Raw genomic sequence first — 24631 nt, 5'->3', positions numbered from 1 at the left:
CCAAAAATGGGGCGTGGGTCAGCGGGTCGCCTCCTCCAGGTGCTCGAGCACGTGCCGGTACGGGTGGCCGGTGGCCTCCGTCATGCCCTGCTCGCACGTGCGGTTGAGGGACGCGTAGGCGTCGAAGCGGCGGCCGGTGACCTCGCGAGCCTCGGCCGCGGTGGCCGAGGCCGTGAACTCGGGGTGCAGCATGCCGCGGTCCCCGGCGTAGGCGCAGCAGCCCCAGTCCTTCGGCACGACCACGTCCTCGCTGATCGCCCGGGCCAGCGTCTCGAAGGCGCCGGTGATGCCCAGGTGCACGCTCGAGCACGTGGGGTGCAGCGACATGGACCGGATCGGGCGGCTGACGGTCAGCCGCCCCAGCACCCGGTCCGCCACGAACTCCACCGCGTCCACGAACCGCAGCGCGTGGTACTCGCTGGACGCCGCCGCCAGCTCGGACATGGTCTCCAGGCCCTCGGTGCAGGACGCGGCGTCGCAGACGACCGGCAGCTCGCCCTGACGGGTCGCCTCCCACAGCCCGGCCAGCGTCCGCTCCGACATCGTGGCGTACCCGGTGGGCAGTCCCTTCGACTTCCACGGCGTCCCGCAGCACAGGTTCCCGATGCCCTCGGGGACGGTGACGTGCACCCCGGCGCGGTCGCACAGCGCCAGGAACGCCTCCGAGGCGGTCAGGCCGGTACCGCCCCCCGGTCGGGCGGCCGTGCCGAACATCGAGTTGATGCACGCCGGGAAGAACACGGCCTCCGCGGCCGGGTCCCGCCGGTGCGGCCGGGGCGGGCCGCCCGCGGGCAGCTCCGCCTTGTACTGCGGCACGTGCTCGGCGCCGAGGACGGCCCGGGCCACGGCGGTCGCGGCGGCCGGCAGCGCGGCGGGCAGGGCCTTCGCGGCGGTCAGACCGAGCCCGGCGCCCGTCGTCGTCGCCCCCCACGCCCGCGCCGCGGCGCCCCAGCCGGCGTCCGCGACGCGGCTGTGGTCCTCGGCGCGCAGCCGGCGCACGAGGTCGCCCGTGTTGATGAGCACGGGGCAGGCCGTCACGCACATCCCGTCCACGGCGCACGTCTGCAGGCCCTCGTAGTCGTACTCGGCGCGCAGCCGGCCGGCGAGCTCCGTGTCCCCTCGCTCCTCGGCCGCCGCGATCTCCCGGCGGCCCACGATGCGCTGCCGCGGCGTGAGGGTGAGGTCCTTCGAGGGGCAGACCGGCTCGCAGTAGCCGCACTCCACGCACCGGTCCACCTCCTGCTCCACCGTGGGCGCGGTCTTGAGGTCCCGCACGTACACCGTGGGGTCCTCGTTGAGCAGCACGCCCGGGTTCAGCAGCGCGCCCGGGTCGACGAGCCGCTTGAGCGCCACCATGACGTCGTAGAGCTCGTCCCCGTACTGCCGGCGCACGAACGGCGCCATGTTGCGGCCCGTGCCGTGCTCGGCCTTGAGCGAGCCGTGGTGGTCGAGGACCAGGGCGACCATGTCCTCGGTGAAGCGCTCGTAGCGGGCCAGCAGGTCCGGGCGGTCGAACTGCTCGTTGAGCATGAAGTGGACGTTGCCGTCCTTGGCGTGCCCGAAGATCACCGAGTCCCGGTAGCCGTGGGCGTCGAAGAGCCCCGTGAGCTGCTCGCAGGTCTCGCCGAGCTCCGCGACGGGGACGACGACGTCCTCGAGCAGCGCGTTGGACCCGCTCGGCCGGGCCCCCGCCACGGTGGTGTAGAGGCCCTTGCGCACGGTCCACAGCGCGGCCCGGGCCGCGGGGTCGTCCGTCAGGGCGGGCGGTACTGCGAGGTCCAGGGTGCGGAACAGCCCGGCGGCGCCCGCCGAGAGCTCCTGCTCCTCCTCGGGCGTGCGGCCCTGGTACTCGACGAGCAGCGCCGCGTGGTCGCGGACGTCGATGTCCAGGAGCTGCGCCGGGGCCAGTCCCGTGCGCTGGGAGACCTTCAGGGACGTGGCGTCCAGCAGCTCGACCGTGGCCGAGCGGGCCGCCACCAGGGCGGGCACCGTGCGGGTGGCCGCGGCCAGATCCGGGAACACCAGCAGTCCCGTGGAGGCGAACGGCAGGATCTCCACCGTCCGGAAGACCGCCTGGGCCACGAAGCCCAGGGTGCCCTCGCTGCCGACCATCAGGTGCTCGAGGATCCGCACCGGCTCGTCGTGGTCCAGGAAGGAGTTGAGGCCGTAGCCCATGGTGTTCTTCATCGAGAACTGCCGCTCGATCGTGCGCACCGACGCCGGGTCGCCGCGCACCCGGTCCCGCAGCCGCAGCAGACCCTCGTGCAGGGCGGGCTCGAGCTCCCGCAGCCGCCGGTCGGCGTCCGGGTCCGCGGTGTCCACCCGGGTCCCGGAGGGCAGGACGAACACCAGGGACTCCAGCGTCCGGTAGGTGTTGGCGTCGGTCCCGCAGGCCATGCCCGAGGAGTTGTTGGCCACCACACCGCCGATCGTGCACGCGGCCTCGCTCGCCGGGTCCGGCCCCAGCTTGTGGCCGTACGGGGCCAGCCGGGCGTTGACCTGCCGCACCGTGGCCCCGGGCTGCACACGGACCCGCTGGCCGCCGTCCAGCACCTCGACCTCCCGGAAGTTCCGCCGGACGTCGACCAGCACCTGGTCCGTCACGGACTGCCCGGACAGGGACGTCCCGCCGGAGCGGAAGGTCAGGCCCAGGCCGTGGCGGGCGACCGCGCGGAAGAGGTGGCCCATGTCCGCGGCCGAGCGCGGGCGCACCACCGCCGCGGGCTGCAGCAGGTAGTGGGAGGCGTCGTGGGCCAGCGCGCGGTGCTCGAGCTCCGAGGTCACCACCGCGTCGCGGCCGCACCCGGCTCGCAGCTCCTCCAGCAGGGCCTCGGGGGCGGGGGCGGGGTGCGTGCTGGGGGCGGTCATGGGATCTCCTGACGGGGAGGCGGGGCAGCCGGGGTGGTCCACGCCACATCCTATGGTGTGACCACAGGCGCCGCAGCGGTCCGCCCGGCAGGGGATTGTGGGCGGCGCCGTTTTGGGGGAAGCTCGGGCCACGGGCCCGCCGGCCCGGGAGCCGACCCCTGGAGGAGATCACCATGGACCCCATCTGCCCGTCCTGCGGCGGGCCCCTGCGCCAGATCCCCGAGGACCAGTGGCCCGAAGGCGGCCCGGTGCCGGAGGGCACGGTCGAGATGTACCTGTGCGACAAGACCAACCACCGGATCATCGTGGCGGTCCCCGAGATCTCCGGGTGAGCGAGCCCGAGCCGGAGGTCCGCCGGGTGGTGGTGGTGCACGGCTACGACGCCGCCCCCGACCAGCACTGGTTCCCGTGGCTGCGCGAACGGCTCGCCGCCGAGGGCGTGCGGACCGAGGTCGTGGAGCTGCCGGAGCCGTCCTTCCCGGAAGCCGGGGCGTGGCTGGCCGCCGTGGCACGGGCGGTCGGCGAGCCGGACCCGCACACCCACCTGGTGGGCCACAGCCTGGGCTGCATCACCCTCCTGCGCCACCTCGCCGGTCTGCCCCAGCCGTGGACGCTGGGCGGGCTGGTGCTCGTGGCCGGCTTCACGGGACGGCTCGAGGCCGTGCCGCTCCTCGACGAGTTCCTCGCCGAGGACATGGACGTCTCCGCCGTGCGCGCCAACGCCCGGCGCCGCCTGGTGCTGCGCTCGGACGACGACCCGACCGTGCCGGCGGCCGCCACCGAGGCGCTCGCCGCGCGGCTCGACGCCCCCGTGCGGGTGGTGCCGCGGGCGGGACACTTCTGCGGCTCCGACGGCGTCACCCGCCTGCCCGCGGTGCTCGAGGCCCTGGTGCCGCGCGGCGGCTGAAGGCGCCCGCGCGGGCGGCCGGCGTGCGGGCGGCCGGGGGAGGCCCGCTCAGTCCGTGAGCGTCAGCAGCACGGCCTCGGGCGGGCAGAACAGCCGGATCGGGGCGAAGCGGGACGTCCCCAGGCCCGCCGACACGTTGACCGGCACCCCGCCCTGGGTGATGAGCCCCTTGCAGCGCTCCGGCTCGAGGTCGCAGTTGCTGACCAGCGCCCGCCCGCCCGGCAGGCAGACCTGCCCGCCGTGCGTGTGCCCGGCCAGCACCAGCTGCGCGCCGTCCGCCGCGAAGCGGTCGAGGGTCCGCAGGTAGGGGGCGTGGGCCACCCCGAGGCGCAGGTCCGCCGTCGCGGGGTCGCCGAAGCCGGGGTGCCGGTCGTAGCCCAGGTGCGGGTCGTCCACCCCGGACAGGTCCAGGGCGAGGCCCGCGACCTCCATCCGGGCGGAGCGGTTGATCAGCGGCGTCCAGCCCGCGGCGTCGAACGCGTCGTGCATGTCCTGGGTGGGCAGCCGGGGCGCCTCGTCCCGGCCCTCCCCGGAGGTGTCCCGCCACAGGTAGCGGAACGGGTTCTTGGGCCGCGGCGCGAAGTAGCAGTTGGACCCCGGGACGTAGGCCCCGGGGAAGCGGAACAGCGGCTCCAGGATCTCCAGCAGCCACGGCAGCGCCCCGGGGTGGGAGAGGTTGTCCCCGGTGTCCACCACGAGGTCCGGCTCCAGCGCCGCGAGCGAGTGCACGAACTCCCGCACGGCGCGCTGGCCGGGCCAGACGTGCAGGTCCGACAGGTGCAGGATCCGCAGCGGCGCGCTGCCCTCGGGCAGCAGCCGGAGCCGTTCCGTGCGCAGCTGGAACCGGCGGCGCTCGACGACGACGCCCCACGCGCCGAGGCCCGCCGCCGCCCCGGCACCGGCCGCCGTCACGGCGGCGGCGGTCCGCAGGGCGGGCGCGACGGCGCCCCGGGGGGTGTGCACGCGATCCACTCCCGCTCCCGGCCTCAGCCGGGCTCCGAGGTGCCGTTGCGGCCCTCGAGCACGCGGTCGGAGGGCTCCTCGAACTCGTCCGTGTCGTAGTCCCGGGCCACCTCCTCCATGAACCGCTGCCACTGGCCGCCGGCGTAGGTGGAGCCGTCCACCCAGTCGTCGCCCTCGGTGCGCTCCCCGCCGATGGACAGCCCGTTCAGGGACCGGGAACCGAACTCGTAGTTGCCGACCCACGACGCGGTGGCCAGGCCCTGGGTGTAGCCCACCATCCAGGTCTGGGTCGAGTTGTCCGTGGTGCCCGTCTTGGCCGCGGAGGCGCCCGGCAGGCCGATCTCCCGCTGCCAGCCCGAGCCGCGGATCAGGGTCTGGTTGAGCGCGAAGTTCACGCCGTCGGCCACGTCCTCGCTGATCACGCGCTCGCAGGACGTCTCGGGGATGTCGTACTCCTTGCCGGTGTAGTCCACGACCCGCTCGAGGGCGCGGGGCTCGCACATCTCGCCGCGGTTGGCGAACGCCGAGTACGCCCGGGCCATGGTCATGGGGGAGATGTCCACGGAGCCGCCCAGCAGGGACGCGAGGACCGTGGTGTCCACGGGCTCGCCGTTCTTGCCGTTGACGATGCCCAGGGACTCGGAGATCTCCCCGATGTCGCACAGGTCGAGGTCCTCGGCCATCGCGTAGATCGCGGTGTTGATCGAGTTGTACAGGCCGAAGTCGGCCTCCATCTCGCGGGTGTAGCCGGACTCGGCGTTCTGGATCTCGAAGCCCTCGCCGTTGTTGCCGGGCTCGATCTTGTACCCGCGCTCCAGGCACGAGGCCTTCCACCGGTGGTCTGCGGGCCACCGGGTGCGGGTCGCGTCGATCTCGTCCTCCGCGCCGTTGCCGGCGTCGATCCACGCGGCGTACGTCAGCGGCTTGTAGGTCGAGCCGACCTGGAAGCCGCCGGCCCCGCCCATCCACGAGTCCACGTTGAAGTTGTACGTGGTGTTGGAGGCGCCCTCGCCGGTGGAGTAGTAGGTGTTCTGCGCCATCGCCACGATGTCGCCGTTGGTCGGCTCGAGGGAGACGAGCGCGGTGGAGACGTTGTCCGGGTTGTCGTCCCGCGGCTGGGTCTCGTTGACCGACTCCTCGGCCACCCGCTGGGCCTCGACGTCGAGCGTGGTGGTGATGGTGAGCCCGCCGAGCTGCAGGGTCTTGAGCCGCTCCTCGGGGGTCTCGCCGAACGCCGAGTCCTGGAGGATGGAGTTCTCCACGTAGTCGCAGAAGTAGGGGGCGACCTCGGCGGCCGTGCACCCGGAGTTCGTGGGGTTGGGGTCCACCTCGATGGGCTCGGCGGCCGCGGCCGCGTGCTCCTCCTGGGTGATGGCCCCGGTGGTGAGCATCGTGTCCAGCACGATGTTGCGCCGCTCGGTGGCCGCCTCCGGGTTCGCGGCCGGGTCGTAGTAGTTGGGGGACTGCACCATCCCGGCCAGGACGGCGGACTGGGAGACGCTCAGGTCGGACGCCGGGATGCCCCAGTAGTACTGGGCCGCCGCCTCCACGCCGTAGTTCTGCCCGCCGAAGAGCACCATGTTGAGGTAGCCCTCGAGGATCTCGTCCTTGCTCAGCTCCTGCTCCATGGACAGGGCGAGCTTGATCTCCTTGATCTTGTCCGTGTAGCCCTTGTCGGCGCCGATGGTGGTGGCCTCCTCGCCGGCGCGGACCTGGGAGTCGATGAGCAGGTTGTTCACGTACTGCTGCGTGATGGTCGACGCGCCCTGGCGAGCGTCCGGGCGGATGATGTTGTTGCCCAGGGCGCGCAGGATGCCGCCGAGGTCCACGCCGCCGTGCTCGTAGAAGTCGCGGTCCTCGATCGCGAGGATCGCGGCACTCATGTGCGGGGACATCTCGTCCAGGGACACAGGGGTGCGGTTCTGCGCGTAGAACGTGGCGATCTCGGTCCCGTCCCGCGCCACCACGGTGGAGGCGCGCGACATCGGCCCCGCCTCCATCTGGGCCGGGAGGTCCTTGAACCACCCGATGGAGGCGTTGGCGGCGAGACCGGTGGCGGCTGCGGGGGGGACCAGGAGACCGGCGGCCACGATGCCGGCAACGACGCTCGTGGCGATGAACGCCACGACGTTGCCCAGGGCTGACGGTGCCTGCGCGGCAGGGTTCTTGCGGGAAGCCATTCGGACAGTCTACAAGCGCGAACCTGGCCGCAGCCGGTGTGCGGCCCGTCACGGCGGAGCGCGTCCCCGCGTTCGTGGCTACGCTGGGGCCATGACTACCTGGGAATACGCCACCGTGCCGCTCATGATCCACGCCACCAAGCAGATCCTCGACAACTGGGGCGACGACGGGTGGGAGCTCGTCACCGTGCTCCCCGGCAGCACCCCCGCCGACGTCCCGGCGGGCAACGTGAACGCCCCCGTCCAGACCAACCCCATCGCCTACTTCAAGCGCCCCAAGGGCTGACGCCCGGACACCGCAGCCCCACCACACCGGAGGACTTCCATGAGCAACGGCTCCGCCGTCGAATCCCGCATCGCCGAGCTCGGCCTCGAGCTCCCGGCCGTCGCGGCCCCCGTGGCCGCCTACGTGCCCGCCGTGGTCACCGGCTCGTGGGTGCACACCTCGGGCCAGCTGCCCTTCGTGGACGGGCAGCTGCCCGCCACCGGCAAGGTGTCCGCGTCCGGGGCGGCGGGCACCGTCTCCCCCGAGGACGCCCACGAGCTCGCGGCCCGCGCCGCCCTCAACGCTGTGGCCGCGGTCAAGGAGGCCGTCGGGGACCTGGACCGGGTGGTCCGGATCGTGAAGGTCGTCGGCTTCGTGGCCTCCGATCCCGGCTTCACCGGCCAGCCCGGCGTGATCAACGGCGCCTCCGAGCTGCTGGGCCGGATCTTCGGCGACGCCGGGGTGCACGCCCGCTCCGCGGTGGGCGTCGCGGTCCTGCCGCTCGACGCGCCGGTCGAGGTGGAGCTCGTTGCCGAGTTCCGCTGATTCGCAGCCCCCGCGGCAGGGCCGTCCGCCGGCCGTGCGCTGGTTCGAGATCCCGGAGGGCCAGCGCGGGGCCGCGCAGGCCTGGCTCGAGCGGGGTGCCGGCATCCCCGGCAGCGCGCCCTCACCGGCCGCCGCGGTGGTCTTCGTGCGGGACGGCGAGCACGGCGTGGAGACCTACCTCAAGTACCGCCCGGGCAACTCACCGCTCGGCACCGTCGGATTCCCCGGCGGGACCCTCGAGCCCCACGACGACGAGCCCCTCGACTGGGCCGGGCCCAGCCCCGCGGACTGGGCGCGCAGGCTCGGCGTCGAGGACGACCTCGGCCGGGCGCGGCGCACCGTGGTCGCCGCGGTCCGCAAGGCGTTCGAGGAGGCCGGCGTCCTGCTGGCCGGGTCGGACACGATGAGCACCATCGAGTCCGTGGAGGGCGCCGAGTGGATGCGCTCCCGGGAGGCGCTCGCCGTGGGGGACGTGTCCCTCGCCCAGGTCCTCGGCCGGCGCCGGCTCGTGCTGCGCTCCGACCTGCTCAAGCCCCTCGCGCACTGGATCACCTCCGACTTCGCCCACCGCCGGTACGACATCCACTACTTCACCGCGGTGGTCCCCGATGGGCAGGCCCCGTCCGTGCTCGAGTCGAAGGGCGTCTGGGGCCGCTGGGTGGACGCCGCGCAGGCCGTGGCCGACCCGGCGGGCAGCTGGCTCGGGGACCTCGTGGGGCAGGAGGACACCGTGGGCCGCACGATCGACGACCTCTCCTCGCCCGGCGTGCAGTGCGTGCTCGAGTCGGTCGCCGAGTGCACGTCGGCGATCGCGTTCCTGGCCAGGAAGCGGGCCGTGGTGGCCCGCAACCCGGTGCTCGAGGTGCACGACGGCCGGCCCGTGCTGCGCCTCGACCTGACCTGAGCCGCCGCCGCGCCCGCACACGCGGACGGCCCGGTCACCCGCGAGGGTGACCGGGCCGTCCCGATGCGGGGGCAGGACTCAGCGGCTGCGCTGCTTGAGCCGCTGCAGGTCGAGGATCACCACGGCGCGCGCCTCGAGCCGGATCCAGCCGCGCTGGACGAACTCGGCCAGCGCCTTGTTCACGGTCTCGCGGGACGCGCCGACGAGCTGGGCCAGCTCCTCCTGGGTGAGCTCGTGCGCCACGAGGATGCCGTCGGTGGCGGGCCGGCCGAACCGGTCGGCCAGGTCCAGCAGCGCCTTCGCCACCCGGCCGGGCACGTCGGAGAAGACCAGGTCGGCGAGGCTCTCGTTGGTGCGCCGCAGCCGGCGGGCCAGGGCCTGCAGCAGCTGCGCGGAGACGTCGGGGGAGCGCTCGATGACCTTCTTGAGGTTCTCGTGCTTGAGCCCGGCCAGGCGCGTCTCGGACACGGCGGTCGCGGACGTGGAGCGCGGGCTCGGGTCGAACAGCGCCATCTCGCCGAACAGCTCGCCCGGGCCCATGATCGCCACGAGGCTCTCGCGACCGTCCGGGGCGGTGCGGCCGAGCTTGATCTTGCCCGAGATGATGAAGTACAGCTGGTCGCCCGGATCGCCCTCGTGGAACAGCGTGGAGCCGCGCGAGAGGTCGACCTCGGTGAGCTCCTCGGTGAGGGCGGCGAAGGCCTGGTCGTCCAGGGACGCGAACAGGGGAGCGCGGCGGAGGACGTCGATATCCATGGTTCTCCTCAAGATGTGCCGCCGGGCCGTTGCCCGTGGCGGCCGATGTCAGCGGGAGTCGCCCGCACCGGTGTGTGAGCGACCTAACGTACCTGACGTTCACTGTAGTGTCTCCGGCCCGCGAATCCCAAGGACGGGCGCGGCGGGCCCGGGCGGGGCGGCAGGCCCGCTCCACGGATCTCCCAGCCGCGCTCCCTATGCTGGTGGCTCGCTCCCCGGCTCCCGGCCCCGAAGAACTCGCAGAGGAACCCGATGTCTCCGTCCTTCAACCTGCTCGACGTCCTCCTGGCCGTCGTGCTCCTGGGCTACCTCTTCTACGGGTTCAGCCGCGGCTTCTTCAACTCCCTGTTCTCCCTGGCCGGGCTCGTGCTCGGCGGGGTGGCGGCGTTCTCGGCCGCCCCGTGGGTGAGCGCGCAGGTGGACCCGCAGTACCGCGTGGGCGCCGTGCTCGCCACGGTGCTGGTCCTGCTGGTGGCGGGGCAGATGCTGGGCGGGCTGGTGGGCCGCGCCCTGTCCGCCGTGACCGAGCGCATGCGCCTGGGCGCGCTCAACCGGATCGCCGGGGCGGCCCTCGACGTGGCCGTCGCCGCGCTCGTGCTCTCGCTGCTCGCCTCGCTCGTCGGCCAGCTGGGCATCCCGGCCGTGTCCCAGCAGGTGGCGTCCTCGACCGTGCTGCGCACGATCGACGAGCACACCCCGGGGCCCGTGCGCGCCGCGGTGACCGAGGCCCGGGACGCCGTGGGCGGGGCCACCGGCATCCGTCAGCTCGACGAGCTGCTCTTCCCCGCCGAGGAGGCCCCCGACGAGAGCACGAGCACACCCGCGCTGCAGGCGGCCGGGCAGTCCGTGGTGCAGGTCTACGGCATGGCGGTGGAGTGCCGCCAGAACCAGACCGGCTCGGGCTTCGTGACCGACGCCGGGCAGGTGGTGACCAACGCGCACGTGGTGGCCGGGGTGGACGAGCCGGTGGTGCAGACCCGGGACGGGCAGGTGCACGCCGCCGCCGTCGTCCACTACGACCCGGGCTCCGACCTCGCCGTCCTCTCCGCGCCGTCCCTGCCGCTGGCCGCGCTGCCGCTCGGGGTGGACCCCGCGGCCGGGGACTCGGTCGCCTTCATGGGCTACCCCCTGGGCGGGCCGTTCGCCGCCGGGCCCGCCACCGTACAGGGCACCGCGCTCGCACCCGTGGAGGGGACCGGCGGGACGATGGAGATCATCCAGCTGGCCGGCCAGGTGCAGCAGGGCAACTCCGGCGGCCCGCTCGTGGCGCAGGACGGCTCCGTCGTCGGCGTCGTCTTCGCCAAGGCCCTCGAGGGGCAGGTCGGCTACGCCCTCACCCTGGACGAGCTGCGCGGGGCGCTGGGCGCCGCCGCGGGCGCCACCCAGGCCGTGGGCTCCGGCTCCTGCGCCGCCTGAGCGGCTACCCCTCCAGGGTCCGCAGCAGGTGCTCGACCGCCATCTCGTAGCCGAAGGCCCCCGCCCCGGCGATCACCACGTCCGCCTGCAGGGACACGTAGGACGTGTGCCGGAACGCCTCGCGCCGGTGCACGTTGGACAGGTGCACCTCCACCACGGGCAGCTCCGCCGCCTCGAGCGCGTCGTGGATCGCGATCGAGTAGTGCGTGAAGGCCGCGGGGTTGATCACGATCGCCGCGCCCTCCGTGCGGGCCTCCTGGATCCGGTCCACCAGGACGCCCTCGTGGTTGGACTGGTGGAACTCGACGTCCCACCCGCCCGCGGCGGCCCGGGCGCGCACGGCCTCCTCGATGTCCGCGAGCGTCGTGGTGCCGTACACCTCCGGGCGCCGGACGCCGAGCAGGTTGAGGTTGGGGCCGTTGAGGACGTAGATCGGTCTGCGCGTGGTGGTCATGCCCGCATCCTCTCACCCCGGCGCCCGCCGGTCCGGGCGCGGCCCCCGGACGCCGCAGCGCCCCCTCGCACGGCAGGAGCGAGGGGGCGCTGCGGAGCTGGGGCGCGGACTACTTGGCGAGCGAGTCCACGATCTGCTGCATCACGGTCTGGTCCGCGAGGGTCGAGACGTCGCCGACCTCCCGGTCCTCCGCCACGTCCTTGAGCAGCCGGCGCATGATCTTCCCGGACCGGGTCTTGGGCAGCTCGGGGACGATGAGCACCTTCTTGGGCTTGGCGATCGGGGAGATCTCCTTGCCCACGTGGGCCCGCATCTCCTCGGCCAGCTCGGTCTTGTCCCGGCCCTCGGCGTCGGCCTGGTCGGAGAGGATGACGAACGCGATCACGGCCTGGCCGGTGGTCTCGTCCGTGGCGCCCACCACCGCGGCCTCGGCCACGGACGGGTGGGACACGAGCGCGGACTCGATCTCCGGGGTGGACAGGCGGTGGCCGGAGACGTTCATGACGTCGTCGACGCGCCCGAGGATCCACACGTCCCCGTCGGCGTCGCGCTTGGCGCCGTCGCCGGCGAAGTACATCTCGCCGAACCGGGACCAGTACGTGTCCACGTAGCGGTCGTCGTCGCCCCAGATGGTCCGCAGCATCGCGGGCCACGGCTCGCGCAGCACCAGGAAGCCCGAGGTCTCGTTGGGCACGGACTGCCCGGTGTCGTCCACGACGTCGACCTTGATGCCGGGGATCGGCACCTGCGCGGAGCCCGGCTTGGCGGTCGTCACGCCCGGCAGCTGGGAGATCATGATGGCGCCGGTCTCGGTCTGCCACCAGGTGTCGACGATCGGGCAGCGGCCGCCGCCGATGACCCGGTGGAACCAGGTCCACGCCTCGGGGTTGATGGCCTCGCCCACGGTGCCGAGCACCCGCAGGGACGAGAGGTCGTACTCCGCCGGGATCTCCTCGCCCCACTTCATCATGGTGCGGATCGCGGTGGGGGAGGTGTACATGATCGTCACGCCGTACTTCTGCACGATCTCCCAGAACCGGCCGCGGTGCGGGGAGTCCGGGGTGCCCTCGTAGATCACCTGGGTGGAGCCGTTGACCAGGGGGGCGTAGGCGACGTAGGAGTGGCCGGTGACCCACCCGACGTCGGCGGTGCACCAGTAGACGTCCGTCTCCGGCTTGAGGTCGAAGACGTTCTTGTGGGTGAACGCGCCCTGGGTGAGGTAGCCGCCCGTGGTGTGCATGATGCCCTTGGGCTTGCCGGTGGTCCCGGAGGTGTAGAGGATGAACAGCGGGTCCTCGGCGCCCTGCTCGGACGGGGTGTGCTCCGGGGAGGCGGCCTCGACGGCGTCGTGCCACCACACGTCCCGGCCCTCGGTCATCTCGATGTCGGCCTCGTTGCGGCGGACCACGAGGACGTGCTCCACGGTGGCGCCGCCGCGGGAGAGGGCGTCGTCGACGGCCGGCTTGAGCATGGAGGGCTTGCCGCGGCGGAAGGTCCCGTCCGCGGTGACCACGAGCTTCGCCTCGCCGTCCTCGACGCGCGAGCGCAGCGCGTCGGCGGAGAACCCGCCGAAGACCACGGAGTGGATCGCGCCGATGCGGGCGCAGGCCAGCATCGCGATGACCGCCTCGGCGATCATCGGCAGGTAGAGGGCCACGCGGTCGCCCTTGGTCACGCCGAGGCTCTCCATGGCGTTGGCGGCCTTCGACACCTCGTCCTTGAGCTGGGCGTAGGTGTAGCTGCGGCTGTCGCCGGGCTCACCCTCGAAGTGGATGGCGACCCGGTCCCCGTTGCCGGCCTCCACGTGGCGGTCCACGGCGTTGTAGCACGCGTTGAGGGTGCCGTCCTGGAACCACTTGGCGAACGGGGGGTTCGACCAGTCGAGGACCTCGGTGAACTCCTTGTTCCAGGTCAGCAGCTCCCGCGCCTGGCGGCCCCAGAAGTCGACGCCCTCCTCCTCCGCCTGGCGGTAGAGCTCGGCGGTGGCATTGGCCTGGGCCGCGAACTCGGGGCTCGGGGCGAAGGTCCTGCCCTCGGCTGACGTGGTCTCTGAAGCCATGTGGTCTTCCCTTCTCGTCGCACACCGCGCACGGACCCCCGGCGGCACCGGACGTCCGTGTCACAGCTCACATAGTGTCGTTTTCACCCTAGACGATCGGTGCACCCGGTTCCACAGGGGCCACGCCGCACCGAGTCACGGAAGCCCTCCGGGCGCGCCGCCTAGAATCGGGGCATGGTCCCGACTGCCGTGCCCCGCCCGCCCGCCCACCTGCGCGTCGTGGACCCCGCGAAGGCGCGCGCCGGCGCCGCACGGCGCCGCCGGACGGGCGCCCCCGAGTCCCCGCTGGCGCTCAAGCGGCGGGCCCGCCGGATCAACGCGGTGCTCGCCGGGGCGTACCCGTACGCGGTCGCCGAGCTGGACTTCCGCTCCCCGTACGAGCTGCTCGTGGCCACGGTGCTCTCCGCCCAGACCACCGACGTACGGGTGAACGCGACCACGCCGCGCCTCTTCGCCGCCTGTCCCACGCCGCGGGCGCTCGCCGAGGCGGACGAGGCCGAGATCCAGCAGATCATCCGCCCGCTCGGCTTCTACCGGGCCAAGACCCGGGCCATCCGGAACCTGGCGCAGAAGATCGTGGACGACCACGACGGCGAGGTGCCCGGGCGGCTGGAGGACCTCGTCACCCTGCCCGGCGTGGGCCGCAAGACCGCCAACGTGGTGCTCGGCAGCGCCTTCGGGATCCCCGGGATCACGGTGGACACCCACTTCGGCCGGCTCGCCCGCCGCTTCGGCTGGACCGCGGAGGAGGACCCGGTCAAGGTCGAGCGGGACGTCGCCGCCCTGTTCGAGCCCCGCGACTGGACCGACCTGTCCCAGCGGCTCGTCTACCACGGGCGGCGCATCTGCCACTCCCGGCGGCCCGCGTGCGGGGTGTGTCCCGTCGCGGACCTGTGCCCGTCCTACGGCGAGGGCCCCACGGACACCGCGCAGGCGGCGGCCCTGCTCAAGTACGAGTTCGCCCCGGGCCGGGAGGAGCTGCTGGAGCTGTTCCTCGCCGGGCGCAGCCGGGCCCAGCTGCAGGCCGACGGCTGGCCCCTGAGCTCGTGAGCGGCACCGACCACCGACGACGCGACCACCGAGGAGGACGGCCCGTGGGCGACGCCTACCAGGACCTGCTGCGCGTGGCCCGCAGCGGCCGGCAGCTGCGGATGGAGGACCGCGAGCCGTGGCGGATCGGGCAGATCGACGAGAACTACCGCCGCTCGGCCGTGCTCATCCTCTTCGGCGCGCTCGACGACCTGCCCTCGCGCGCAGCCGAGCACGCGGAGGGCGTGGGGCGGGACCTCGACGTCCTCCTGGTCCAGCGGGCCGCGACGCTGCGCTCCCACCCCGGCCAGGTCGCCTTCCCGGGCGGGCGCCTGGACCCCGAGGACGGGGACCTGCACGAGGTGCTGTCCGTGCCCGGCGGCGAGGTCAGCGCCGCCCACGTGCGCGCGGCCGTCCGCGAGGCCGAGGAGGAGACCGGGCTGGACCCGCACGGGGTGGAGGTGCTCGGCGCCCTGGCCCCGGTGCCCCTGCCGGTCTCCAACCACCTCGTCACCCCGGTGCTGGGCTGGTGGCGGGACGTCTCGCCGGTGGACGTCGTGGACCACGCGGAGTCCTCCCTCGTGTTCCGCGTCCCCGTGCTGGACCTCATCGACCCGGCCAACCGGCACTCCGCGACCGTCACGCGCGGCCGGCAGACCTACCGCTCGCCCGCCTTCACGGTCCCCGTGCCCGGCGCCGCGTCCACCGTGACCGTCTGGGGGTTCACCGGAGTGCTCCTGGACCGGGTGCTCACGGCGCTGGGCTGGGCCGTGCCCTGGGACACCGGCCGGGACCTGCCCGCACCGCTGTAGCACGCCCGGGGCATGACGCCGCCCCGGGCGCAACATTGCCGGAGCCGCGGCAAGCGGACTTACCATTCCAGGGTCCCCCGTGCCCACGACCCCCCGAGGAGGCTCCCGGTGGCCTCGCCCCCGCCCGGCCCCGAGCGGCCCCGGCTCGCCGAGCAGCTCAGCGCCGCGCGCCGCCGCCGCGGCCTGTCGGTCCGGGCGCTCGCGGCCTCCTGCCGGCTGCCGGCCAGCACCATCCAGGGCTGGCTCAGCGGGGCGCACCTGCCCGGCCCGGCCCTGCGCGAGGAGTTCACGGCCCTGCTGGACGCCCTCGGGCTGACGGACGAGCGCCCCGCGGAGCTGTGGTGGGAGGACGTCAACCGCTCCCGCACCCCGGTCAGGCCGGACTCCATTCCGTACGTGGGCCTGCGCTCCTACCGCCCCGAGGACGAGACGCACTTCTTCGGCCGGACCGCCGAGGTCGCCGTGCTCGGCGAGCGGGTGGTGCGGCTGGCGGACGCCGGCGGACCCCGCATCCTGGCCGTGGTGGGAGCCTCCGGCGCGGGCAAGTCCTCGCTGCTGGGCGCCGGGCTCCTCGGCCGGCTGCGGGCCGAGGGCGGACCCCTGCACGGGTGGAGCGCCGTGGCCACGACCCCGGGCCTCGACCCGGTGCGCCGGCTCGAGGACGCCGTCGCGGCGGCTCCGGACCTGCTCGTCGTCGACCAGCTGGAGGAGCTCTGGACGGGCGCCCGGGAGGCCGAGGAGCCCGGGCGGTTCCTGGACCGGCTCGCCGCGGCGAGCCGGGACCGGGTGGTCGTGGTCGGCCTGCGGGCGGACTTCTTCGGCACCGCGAGCCGGCACGCCGAGCTGCGCACCGCCCTGGAGCGCCCGGTGCTGCTGGGCGCGCTGACCCGCGAGCAGCTGCAGCAGATCGTGGTGGGCCCCGCCGAGGCCGTCGGCGCCCGGGTCTCCCCGGACCTGGTCGGGGTGATCCTGCGGGACGTCGCCCCCCGCGGCACGGAGGCCGGCGTGGGCCTGCTGCCGATGCTCTCCCAGGCGATGCTCGGCACCTGGGAGCACGCCCGCACCCGCGAGCTGACGGTGGCCGACTACCACGCGGCGGGCGGCATCACGGAGGCCGTGGAGCGGCGGGCCGAGGAGGTGCACGCCCGGCTGGGCCCGCGCGAGCGGGAGGTGGCCCGCGCGGTGTTCCTGCGGCTGGTGCGCGTGGTCGGCACCGGGACCTCCGCCACGGTCGTGCGCACCCCGGTGCTCCGGGAGGAGCTGCCGGAGGGCGGAGCGGCCGTGGTCGAGGAGTTCGCCCGCGCCCGGCTGCTGACCATCGACCGGGACCAGATCCAGCTCAGCCACGAGTCCCTGCTGGACCACTGGTCCCGGCTCAGCCGCTGGATCGAGGACAGCCGCCGCGACCTCTACGTCCGCCAGCAGCTGCAGCGCGCCACCCAGATGTGGCTCGCCAACGACCGCGACCCCCTCGCCCTGATCCCGCTGGGCCAGCTCGCCTCCTTCCGGGACTGGACCGGTGACCCGCGCCAGCAGGCGCTCCTGAGCCCGGCCGAGCGCGAGTACCTGGCGGAGAGCGAGCGCCACTACGAGGACGCCCTGGAGCGGCAGAAGCGCAGCGCCCGGGAGATCGAGCGGCGCGGCCACGTGGCCCTCGTCCTGCTCGCCCTGGCCGTCTGCGCGGCCGTGGTGGCCGGGGCGCTGGGCGTCCGCGCGGAGCGCTTCCAGACCGTCGCGGAGACCGCCCGCGACGAGGCGCTCTCCCGCCAGACCGCGCTGGAGGCCTCCCGGATCCGGGGCGAGTCGCCCAACCTCGCCTCGCAGCTGAGCCTCGCGGCCTACCGGATGGCCCCCACCCGGGAGGGCACCTCGGCCCTGATCGACGCCACCGCGGTGAACGCCCCGGAGCGGTGGCTCGGCCCGGACGGCGCGTCCCGGCTCGCGGCGCTGGACGACGGCTCCGTCGTCGCGCGCGCCGCCGGGGACGGCCTGCTGTCCGTGTGGCGGGACAGCGACCGGCTCGCCGAGAACCGGGAGGACCTCGCTGTGGTCGACGGCGCCCCCGGACTGAGCGACGTGGACCTCCTGGCGGTGGACGGGCGGGTGCTCGCGGCGGTGGGCGGGCTCGGGCACGTGAGCCTGTGGGACGTCACCGGGGCGCCGGCCCGGCGGCTGGCCGGGCTTGACGTAGGGGCGGGGACCCCGGTCAACGCGGTCGTCCTCTCGCCCGACGGCCGGCAGCTGCTGGCCGGGGGGCGGGGCGAGGTGCTGCGCTGGTCGATCGAGGACCCCGGCGCCCCCGCGCCGCTGCCGGCCCTGGCGCTGGGGGAGGACGCAGACGTCCTGGCCCTGGCGGCCGCCCCCGACGGAACGGTCTACGCTGGCGGGACGTCCGGAGAGATCACCCGGTACGCCACCGACGGCGCCCGCGCGCAGCGCCTCGACCCGGTGCCGACCGGACGGGTCGTCCGGGCCCTGGACCTCGCCGACGACGGCGCGCGCCTCGCCGCCGGGCTGAGCGCCCGCGAGCTGCGCCTCTACGACGTGGAGGGGGAGCGGGTCTCCCGCTCCGGGACGCTCACGGACTTCGGCAGCTGGATCAGCGACGTCTCCTTCACCCCGGACGGCGAGGCCGTCGTGGCCGCCAGCTTCGACCAGAACGCCTACGTGCACCGGCTCTCCGACCTCGCCCGGATCGACTCCCTCCCCACCGCCGCCCGGGTCACCAGCGCGCTGCGCGTGGGCGAGCGGGTGCTCACCACCTCCCAGGACGGCACCACCCGCTCGTGGGACCGGCGCGGGCCCGTCATCCACCGGCAGGGCGAGCCCGTGTACCAGCTCTCCGTGGACCGGCAGCACACCGTGCTGAGCGCCGTCGGCGTCGGCCCCGACGTCGTGTCCCTCTTCGACCTCTCGGGCGAGGACCCCCGGCCGCTGCCGCCCCCGGAGGCCCCGCCCGGGGAGACCCTCTGGTACGCGGGGGCCGTGGCCCCCGACGCGTCGCTCATCGCGGGGGGCACCGAGGACGGGGACGTCCTCGTGTGGCCCCTGGACGGGGGCCGCCCGGAGGAGCCGGAGCGCGCCGCGGCCATCGAGGCGGGCATCACGGGCGCCGACGTCACGACGGACGCCGGCACGATCGCGGCGTGGTCCGAGGTGGGCTCCGAGATCGCCCTCCTGCGCCGCGGCCCCGAGGCGCCGCTCCGGCGGGTGGCCACGATCCCCGTCCCCGGCACGGAGGCCGCCCGGTTCGACGCGGACGGCACCCTGTTCGCCGCCGCGGACGACACCAACGGCGTGGAGCTGTGGGACGTGTCCGACCCCGCCGCCCCGCGGCGTGCCGCGGGGCTGGCCCTCGACTCCGTGGCCACCTCGATCGCGTTCTCCCCGGTGGCCGACCTCCTGGCCGTGGGCACGGAGGCGGGCCGGGTGCGGCTCTGGGACGTCGCGGACCCGTCCGACCCCCACCCCGTGGGCGAGACCTCGGACGCCCTGTCCTCCGTCAAGGGACTGCAGTTCTCCGCGGACGGGACCCTGCTGGCCGGGGCCTCCGGCGACAAGTTCGTGTGGATGTGGACCGTGGGCGCCGCGGACCTCGACGTCTACGCGGCACTGTCCGCCTCCGGCGACCGGATGAACGACGTGCGCTTCGTGGGGGACCGGCTGGTCGCCACCGGCGACGACGGCGTGGTGCGCAGCTGGCTGGTCCGGGCCGAGGACGCGGTCGAGGCGGTCTGCGCCAACCGGGGCGACCCGATCACGGAGGACGAGTGGCGCCGGCACGTGACGGGCGCCCCCTACCGGGACCTGTGCTGAGGCCCCTGCTGTGACCTGGGCCGGGGCGGCCTACTTGGCGTCCGCATAGGACTCCACCACGGCCACGCTGACGGGGAACTCCACCGGGATCCTCCCGAACACCAGCCGGGCCGCCCGCTCCGCGCACTCGCGGACCAGCCCGGCGGCCCGCTCGGCGTCCTCCCGCGCGCAGTGCAGCACGACCTCGTCGTGCAGGAAGAACACGAGCTCGGCGTCGACCGCCTCCCGCGCCAGCGCCGAGCGGATGGCGCCCATCCAGCACACGGCCCACTCGGCGGCCGTGCCCTGGACCACGAAGTTGCGGGTGAACCGGCCCTGCCCGCGGGCCATCGCCCCGGCACGCCGCTCGGCCTCCTCGGTGGCGGTGTCCCGCTGCGCCGCGTCCCACGCCGGGCCCGGCAGCGGGGACCAGCGGCCCAGGTGCGTGCGGACCTGTCCGCCCGTCTCGCCCACCCGGGCGGCCTGCTCCACGTAGTCCACGGCGCGGGGGAACATCCGCGCCAGGTGCGGCATGAGCCGGCCCGACTGGCCCGTGGTGGCCCCGTACATCGCGCCCAGCATGGCCACCTTCGCCTGGGGGCGCTCGGTCAGCTCCGAGCCCCGCTCCTCGCCGAGGTCGGCGATGGCCTGGTAGAGGTCCCTGCCGCGGGACGCGGCGGCCAGGGCGTCGTCGTGGGCCAGCGCCGCCAGCACGCGCGGCTCGAGCTGGGCCGCGTCCGCCACCACGAGCACGCGCCCGGGATCCGCCCGCACGGCGTCCCGCACCACGTGCGGGATCTGCAGGGCGCCCCCGCCGCGGGCCGACCAGCGGCCGGTGACCACCCCGCCCACCACGTACTCCGGGCGGAAGCGGCCGTCCCGCACCCACGTGGCCAGCCAGTGCCACCCGTTGGCGCTGAGCAGCCGCGCCTGCTTCTTGTGCTCCAGGACGGGCTCGATCAGGGCCTGGCGCCGGGCCGCCAGGCCGGGCACGGCCCGCGCCCACTCGACGAGCTCCCACTGCCGGGTGCTCGTCACGTCGATCCCCGCCGCCCGCATCGCCTTGAGCAGCTCCTGCGGGGAGTCCGGGTTCAGCCCCGGCGCGTGCAGCGTCTCCCGCAGCCGGGCCACGGTCTCCTCCATCCGCGGGGGTCGCTCCCCGGGCGCCGGCTCGGGGCCCAGGGCGTCCTCCAGCAGGGCCCGGTGGACGTCCTCCCGCCAGGGCACCCCGGCGTGCTGCATCTCCGCGGCGATCAGCGCGCCCTGGGACTCCGCGGCCAGCAGCAGGGTCAGCCGGCGGGCGTCCACCGCGCCGGCCACCGCGGCGAGCTGCGCCCGCAGCTCGGCGACCAGCACGGCCGCGTCGGGACCCGTGGCGCGGGGGAGGTCGAACAGGCTCGACTGGTCCTCGGCGGGGGACGGCGGCGGGAGCAGCCCGGGCGCCTCGTCGGCGGGCAGCGGCGGCAGCACCGGTTCGTAGGGCAGCGGGCCGTCGACGCCGGACCCGTGGGCGGTGGCGGCCGTGGCGAGGATCGCCTGGCACAGCCGCAGGTCGTGGCAACGCTCCACCCGGACGCCGGCGGCCAGCAGCTGCGGGTAGACGGCGCCCGTGCGCTCCCAGGTCCAGCGCGGCGGCGTGGACCCGGCGCGCCGGGCGGCCTCCTCGCGGTCGGCGACGAACGCGGCCAACTCCCCGGCGGGCACGTCGACGCCGGGCCCGTCCGGGTCCCCGGAGCCCGTCAGGCCCTGGACCCGGTGCCCGCCCCGGCCGTCCTGTGCTGGTCCCACCACGATGTGCATCCGGCCATTGTCCTGCACGGGTCCGTCACGCTACGCCGGTGCCCGGACTGCACACGCCCGCGGGGCCGCCGGAGGCCGGTGGCCCGTCCACACCGGCGCCCCCGCCGGGCCGGCCCGGTGCCGCCCGCCCGGACAGTGGGGCCATGAGCACCGCCGCCCACCTCTCCGCCCCGGCCCCGCCGCGTCCGGGCACCGTGGCCCGCGCGCGCACCGTGCGCCTCGTCAGCGAGGACGCCGGGCTGCGCGCCACGGTCGAGCGCGTCTGCGCGGCCGCCGGCGCCGACCTGCTGGCCGATCCGCCCGGCGCGGCGGCGGCCACCGCGCCGGGCACGCTCGCGGACACCGAGCTCGTGGACGTGCGCCACGCCGTGCGGGGGCGGGTCCGTCCGGGCACGGTGCTCGTGGGCCGGCCCGAGGACCCCGGGATCTGGGACCGGGCGGCCGACCTCGGCGGCTGCGCCGTGGCCGTGCTGCCCGACGCCGCCGGATGGCTCGCCGACCTGCTCACCGCCCGGCCCGGCGGCCCCGCCGGTCCCGGCGGCACGGGCCGGGTGCTGGGCGTGCTGGGCGCCGTGGGCGGGGCCGGCACGTCCACGCTGGCGTGCTGGCTCGCCGACCGCGCCGCCCACGAGGACCGGCCGGCCGTGCTCGTGGACGCGGACCGCGCCGGCTGCGGCATCGACGTCCTGCTGGGCCTCGAGGACCAGGACGGTCTGCGCTGGCCGGACCTGCTCCGGATCGCCGGGACGGTGCACGCCGAGCAGCTGTGGCCGGCCATGGCCCGGACCGGACAGCTGCGCTGGCTCTCCTGGGACCGCTCCCAGCCGGACGGAGCCGCCGCGCCGTACGCCGGCGTGCTCGAGGCGCTGCGCCGAGCGGCCGCCCTCGTCGTCGTGGACCTGGGCCGGGCGGGGCCGGGCACGGCGGACACCGCGGCCCTGTGCGACGAGGTCCTCGTGCTCACGCCCCGGACGGTGCGCGGCGTGCTGGCCGCGCGGTGGGCCGCCGGTTCCCTGACGGGCGCCAGTGCCCGCCTGGTGCCGGCCGGGCTCAACGTGGCCGACGTGGACGACGCCCTCGCCGCCGCCACGACCGGTCTGCCCGTCGCCGGCTCCCTGCGCTTCTCCGGCGCGGTGCCGGAGGCCGCCGAGACGGGCCGGCTGCTCGAGGCGGGCCGCTCCCGGCGGCTCGCCCGGGACGTGGCGGCTCTGCTCGAGGCCGTGGGGGCCGCCCCGTGAGCGCCGCGCCGGCCGGTGCGGTGCCCGGCCCGCAGGCCGCGCTGCCGGCCGCCCTGCTCGACGACGTGCGGGACCGGCTGCTGGCCGCCCCCGGGCCGGTCACGGACACCGACATCGCCGCGGCCGTGCGCGCGAGCGGCCGGGTGCTCGGGGCCGCCGGCACCCTGCGGGCGGTGCAGGCCGTGCGCGCCGAGCTGACCGGTCTCGGTCCGCTCGAGCCGCTGCTGCCGCACCGGGGTCTCACCGACGTCTACGTCAACGGGCCGGACCAGGTCTGGCTCGAGACCGAGGCCGGGGTGCGCCGCGTCCCGTCCCCCTTCCGCTCCGACGCCGAGGTGCGCGCCCTGGCCGTGCGCCTGGTCACCGCCGCAGGACGCCGCCTCGACGCCGCCCACCCGTGCGTGGACGTCCAGACGGCCGCCGGCTACCGGGTGCACGCCGTCCTCCCGCCGATCTCCACGGGCGGGACCCTGCTCTCCGTCCGCTTCCGCAGCACGAGGACCCTGTCCCTGCAGGACCTCGTGGCGGCGGGGACCGTCCACCCCGGCACCGCCGAGCTCCTCGTGGGCGCCGTGCGCTCGGGCGCCAACTTCCTGGTCAGCGGCGCCACCGGGGCGGGGAAGACGACCGTCCTCAACGCCCTGCTCTCCTGCTCCCCGGCGCACGAGCGGATCGTGCTCATCGAGGACGCCGCCGAGCTGCGGCCCGAGCACCCCCACGTGGTCGGTCTCCAGGCGCGGCACGCCAACACCGAGGGCGCGGGCAGCATCGACCTGGCGGAGCTCGTCCGGCAGGCCCTGCGGATGCGGCCCGACCGGCTCGTGGTGGGCGAGTGCCGCGGCGCCGAGGTGCGCGAGCTCCTCACGGCCCTGAACACCGGCCACGCGGGGGCGGGCACCGTGCACGCCAACTCCGCCGAGGCGGTCCCCGCCCGGCTCTCGGCCCTGGGCGCCCTGGCCGGGATGAGCCGGGAGGCCGTGACGCTGCAGGCCGCGAGCGCCCTGGACCTGGTCGTCCACGTGGCCCGGGCGGGCGGGCGCCGCGAGGTCCGGGCGGTGTCCCTGCTCGAGGACCGGGCCGGCGCCCTCGTCTCCGTGCCCGCGGCGGTCCGGTCCCACGACGGCGTGCGCCGCGGCCCGGGCTGGGACGGGCTGTGCGCCCTGCTCGACCACCGGCCCGGCCGACCGCCCGGCCAGGCGTCCGACCGCTCGCCCGACCCGGGCGAGGACCTCCCGGGAGGCCGGCCGTGAGCACGGTCCTCGTCCTCTGCCTCGCTCTCTGCCTGTGCCTCGCCGGAGGCGCCGCGGCGCTGGTCGCGGGTCCGGGCCACCGCGTCCGGTCGGCCGCGCGGGCGGGCACCGGGGCGGTCGCCCCGGTCCGGTGGTGGGCCCGGTTCGCCCGGGACACCGAGACGGAGGCCGCCGAGTGGATCGCGCTGCTGCGCCGGCTCGCGGCGCTGCTGGAGGCGGGCCGGTCCCCGGCGGCCGCGTTCGAGGGAGCGGGGCCCGGGGGCCGCGCCGCCCGCACGGGCACCGGCCGGCACCTCGAGCTGCTGTGCACCTCCGTGGCGGCCGCCGCCCGCCTGGGGCTGAGCGTCTCGACCGCCCTGGCGGGGGTGCCGGCCCCGGAGCTCGGCCACCGCGGGCTGGAGCGGCGGGCCGTCGCCACCACCGCCGAGCTCTCCCTGTGCTGGGAGGTCTCCGAGCGCACCGGCGCACCCCTCGCCGCCCTGCTCGGCGGCCTCGCCGACGCCCTCGAGGCGGAGCTCGACGCCGAGGCTGCGCGCGACACCGCCCTGGCCGGCCCCCGCTCCACCGTCCGGATCCTGACCTGGCTCCCGGTGCTCGGCATCGGACTGGGCATGCTCATGGGCGTCGACCCGCTGCGCACGCTGCTCACCACGCCGTGGGGGCTGGCCGCCCTCGTGACCGGCGCTGCGCTCACGGCCCTCGGCCGGGTGTGGACGCGCACCCTGATCGGCCGCGCCGAGGCGGTGGGTGCGCGATGACCGCCCTCGCAGCGCCCGCCGCCGGACTGCTCCTGGTGGCCGCCGTGGCGCTGGCGGCGCTCCCGTCCCGGGCCCGGCTGCCGGGAACGCCCCGTCCGGCCGCGGCCCGCCGCCGCCCGCCGGGACCGCACGTCTCCGCCGGCGTCCTCGTGGAGCTCACCGCCGCCATGCTGGACGCCGGTCTGCCGCTCGGGGAGGCCGTGGCGGTGCTGGGCGGGTGCCGGACGGACGCCACCGGCGCCGCCCTCGAAGGCGTGGGCTCCCGGCTGCGGCTCGGGCTGCCGTGGCACACGGCGTGGACCTCGGCGGGCGAGCTGCCCACGCACCTGGCCGACTACCGGGAGGCGCTCACGTTCACCGCGACGTCCGGGGCGCCGTCGGCCCGGAGCCTGCGCTCGCAGGCCGCCCAGGTCCGGCGTGCCGCCTACCGGCGGGCCGAGCGCGCCGCGGAGTCGCTGTCCGTCCAGCTCGTGCTGCCACTGGGCCTGTGCTCCCTGCCGGCCTTCGTCTGCTGGGGCGTCCTGCCGGTCGTGATGGGGCTCGTGCCCGAGGTGTTCGGATGACCCGCCGCGCCCGGAGCCGCGGGCCCCCGGCCGCCGGGGCGCTCCCCGTCCGCACCGGGTCCCGCCCC

The 24631-nt window shown here is 75.5% G+C and carries 20 protein-coding genes; 13 read left to right on the top strand and 7 right to left on the bottom strand.

All coding sequences use genetic code 11. From position 1 onward, the window contains the following. Positions 1 to 18: 18 nt before the first annotated feature. Positions 19 to 2868 carry an FAD-binding and (Fe-S)-binding domain-containing protein gene (locus tag RF644_RS12435; protein WP_368796730.1) on the bottom strand — a complete coding sequence of 950 codons (2850 nt, stop codon included), beginning with the start codon at positions 2866 to 2868 and terminating at the stop codon, positions 19 to 21. 173 nt (positions 2869 to 3041) lie between these two features. Between RF644_RS12435 and RF644_RS12430 the strand changes: the two genes are divergently transcribed. Both RF644_RS12430 and RF644_RS12425 read left to right on the top strand, forming a co-directional pair. Then, positions 3042 to 3200, top strand: coding sequence for a hypothetical protein (locus RF644_RS12430; RefSeq protein ID WP_165979625.1), 159 nt, complete (start codon positions 3042 to 3044; stop codon positions 3198 to 3200). Further along, complete coding sequence (locus tag RF644_RS12425; protein WP_368796729.1) at positions 3197 to 3775, top strand: RBBP9/YdeN family alpha/beta hydrolase; 579 nt, start codon at positions 3197 to 3199, stop codon at positions 3773 to 3775. Before RF644_RS12430 ends, RF644_RS12425 begins: the two co-directional genes overlap by 4 nt. 48 nt (positions 3776 to 3823) lie before the next feature. Here RF644_RS12425 and RF644_RS12420 read toward each other — a convergent pair whose 3' ends face one another. Beyond that, a complete protein-coding gene (locus RF644_RS12420) occupies positions 3824 to 4705 on the bottom strand; it encodes a metallophosphoesterase (protein WP_244915870.1) in 882 nt (293 codons plus the stop codon). 56 nt (positions 4706 to 4761) lie between these two features. After that, positions 4762 to 6918, bottom strand: coding sequence for a transglycosylase domain-containing protein (locus tag RF644_RS12415; RefSeq protein ID WP_368796728.1), 2157 nt, complete (start codon positions 6916 to 6918; stop codon positions 4762 to 4764). A gap of 91 nt (positions 6919 to 7009) precedes the next feature. On the opposite strand from RF644_RS12415, the gene RF644_RS12410 reads away from it, so the two are divergent. Genes RF644_RS12410 through RF644_RS12400 form a run of 3 tightly spaced genes read left to right on the top strand, consistent with a single transcriptional unit; the run spans position 7010 to position 8633 of the window. Further along, complete coding sequence (locus RF644_RS12410) at positions 7010 to 7204, top strand: hypothetical protein (RefSeq protein WP_031282517.1); 195 nt, start codon at positions 7010 to 7012, stop codon at positions 7202 to 7204. A 39-nt stretch (positions 7205 to 7243) separates the two neighbouring features. Then, a complete protein-coding gene (locus RF644_RS12405) occupies positions 7244 to 7729 on the top strand; it encodes a RidA family protein (protein WP_109243634.1) in 486 nt (161 codons plus the stop codon). Further along, positions 7713 to 8633 carry an NUDIX hydrolase gene (locus RF644_RS12400; protein ID WP_217905704.1) on the top strand — a complete coding sequence of 307 codons (921 nt, stop codon included), beginning with the start codon at positions 7713 to 7715 and terminating at the stop codon, positions 8631 to 8633. Before RF644_RS12405 ends, RF644_RS12400 begins: the two co-directional genes overlap by 17 nt. 78 nt (positions 8634 to 8711) lie before the next feature. Here RF644_RS12400 and RF644_RS12395 read toward each other — a convergent pair whose 3' ends face one another. Next, positions 8712 to 9389: a Crp/Fnr family transcriptional regulator gene (locus RF644_RS12395; RefSeq protein ID WP_017832519.1), complete on the bottom strand. Its 678-nt coding sequence runs from the start codon at positions 9387 to 9389 to the stop codon at positions 8712 to 8714. A 252-nt stretch (positions 9390 to 9641) separates the two neighbouring features. On the opposite strand from RF644_RS12395, the gene RF644_RS12390 reads away from it, so the two are divergent. Further along, positions 9642 to 10805 carry a MarP family serine protease gene (locus RF644_RS12390; protein ID WP_368796727.1) on the top strand — a complete coding sequence of 388 codons (1164 nt, stop codon included), beginning with the start codon at positions 9642 to 9644 and terminating at the stop codon, positions 10803 to 10805. 4 nt (positions 10806 to 10809) lie between these two features. Here RF644_RS12390 and aroQ read toward each other — a convergent pair whose 3' ends face one another. Then, positions 10810 to 11259, bottom strand: coding sequence for a type II 3-dehydroquinate dehydratase (gene aroQ, locus RF644_RS12385; RefSeq protein ID WP_133409229.1), 450 nt, complete (start codon positions 11257 to 11259; stop codon positions 10810 to 10812). 109 nt (positions 11260 to 11368) lie between these two features. Further along, positions 11369 to 13318, bottom strand: coding sequence for an acetate--CoA ligase (gene acs, locus RF644_RS12380; RefSeq protein WP_035925083.1), 1950 nt, complete (start codon positions 13316 to 13318; stop codon positions 11369 to 11371). 174 nt (positions 13319 to 13492) lie between these two features. Here acs and nth point away from each other — a divergent pair, with 174 nt between their 5' ends. From nth to RF644_RS12365, 3 genes are all read left to right on the top strand, one after another. After that, on the top strand, positions 13493 to 14368 hold the full coding sequence (gene nth / locus RF644_RS12375) for an endonuclease III (protein ID WP_368796725.1): 876 nt from the start codon (positions 13493 to 13495) through the stop codon (positions 14366 to 14368). A gap of 101 nt (positions 14369 to 14469) precedes the next feature. Continuing rightward, entirely contained in the window at positions 14470 to 15159 is a 690-nt protein-coding gene (locus RF644_RS12370) for a CoA pyrophosphatase (RefSeq protein WP_368796742.1), read from the top strand. A 108-nt stretch (positions 15160 to 15267) separates the two neighbouring features. Next, positions 15268 to 18975, top strand: coding sequence for a helix-turn-helix domain-containing protein (locus tag RF644_RS12365; RefSeq protein ID WP_368796724.1), 3708 nt, complete (start codon positions 15268 to 15270; stop codon positions 18973 to 18975). A 30-nt stretch (positions 18976 to 19005) separates the two neighbouring features. Here RF644_RS12365 and RF644_RS12360 read toward each other — a convergent pair whose 3' ends face one another. Beyond that, positions 19006 to 20754 carry a bifunctional 3'-5' exonuclease/DNA polymerase gene (locus tag RF644_RS12360; protein ID WP_368796723.1) on the bottom strand — a complete coding sequence of 583 codons (1749 nt, stop codon included), beginning with the start codon at positions 20752 to 20754 and terminating at the stop codon, positions 19006 to 19008. 143 nt (positions 20755 to 20897) lie between these two features. On the opposite strand from RF644_RS12360, the gene ssd reads away from it, so the two are divergent. Genes ssd through RF644_RS12340 form a run of 4 tightly spaced genes read left to right on the top strand, consistent with a single transcriptional unit; the run spans position 20898 to position 24563 of the window. Then, positions 20898 to 21992 carry a septum site-determining protein Ssd gene (gene ssd, locus RF644_RS12355; RefSeq protein ID WP_368796722.1) on the top strand — a complete coding sequence of 365 codons (1095 nt, stop codon included), beginning with the start codon at positions 20898 to 20900 and terminating at the stop codon, positions 21990 to 21992. Beyond that, a complete protein-coding gene (locus RF644_RS12350) occupies positions 21989 to 23242 on the top strand; it encodes a TadA family conjugal transfer-associated ATPase (protein WP_368796721.1) in 1254 nt (417 codons plus the stop codon). The genes ssd and RF644_RS12350 overlap by 4 nt, the downstream gene beginning before the upstream one ends. Beyond that, positions 23239 to 24000: a type II secretion system F family protein gene (locus tag RF644_RS12345; protein WP_368796720.1), complete on the top strand. Its 762-nt coding sequence runs from the start codon at positions 23239 to 23241 to the stop codon at positions 23998 to 24000. The genes RF644_RS12350 and RF644_RS12345 overlap by 4 nt, the downstream gene beginning before the upstream one ends. Further along, positions 23997 to 24563: a type II secretion system F family protein gene (locus tag RF644_RS12340; RefSeq protein WP_115162943.1), complete on the top strand. Its 567-nt coding sequence runs from the start codon at positions 23997 to 23999 to the stop codon at positions 24561 to 24563. Before RF644_RS12345 ends, RF644_RS12340 begins: the two co-directional genes overlap by 4 nt. Positions 24564 to 24631 lie beyond the last annotated feature (68 nt).

The sequence above is a fragment of the Kocuria sp. CPCC 205258 genome (assembly GCF_040981005.1).
Classification (GTDB): domain Bacteria; phylum Actinomycetota; class Actinomycetes; order Actinomycetales; family Micrococcaceae; genus Kocuria; species Kocuria rosea.
Note: the sequence above shows the minus strand (reverse complement) of the source record. Positions and strands in the feature narration are given on the sequence as shown.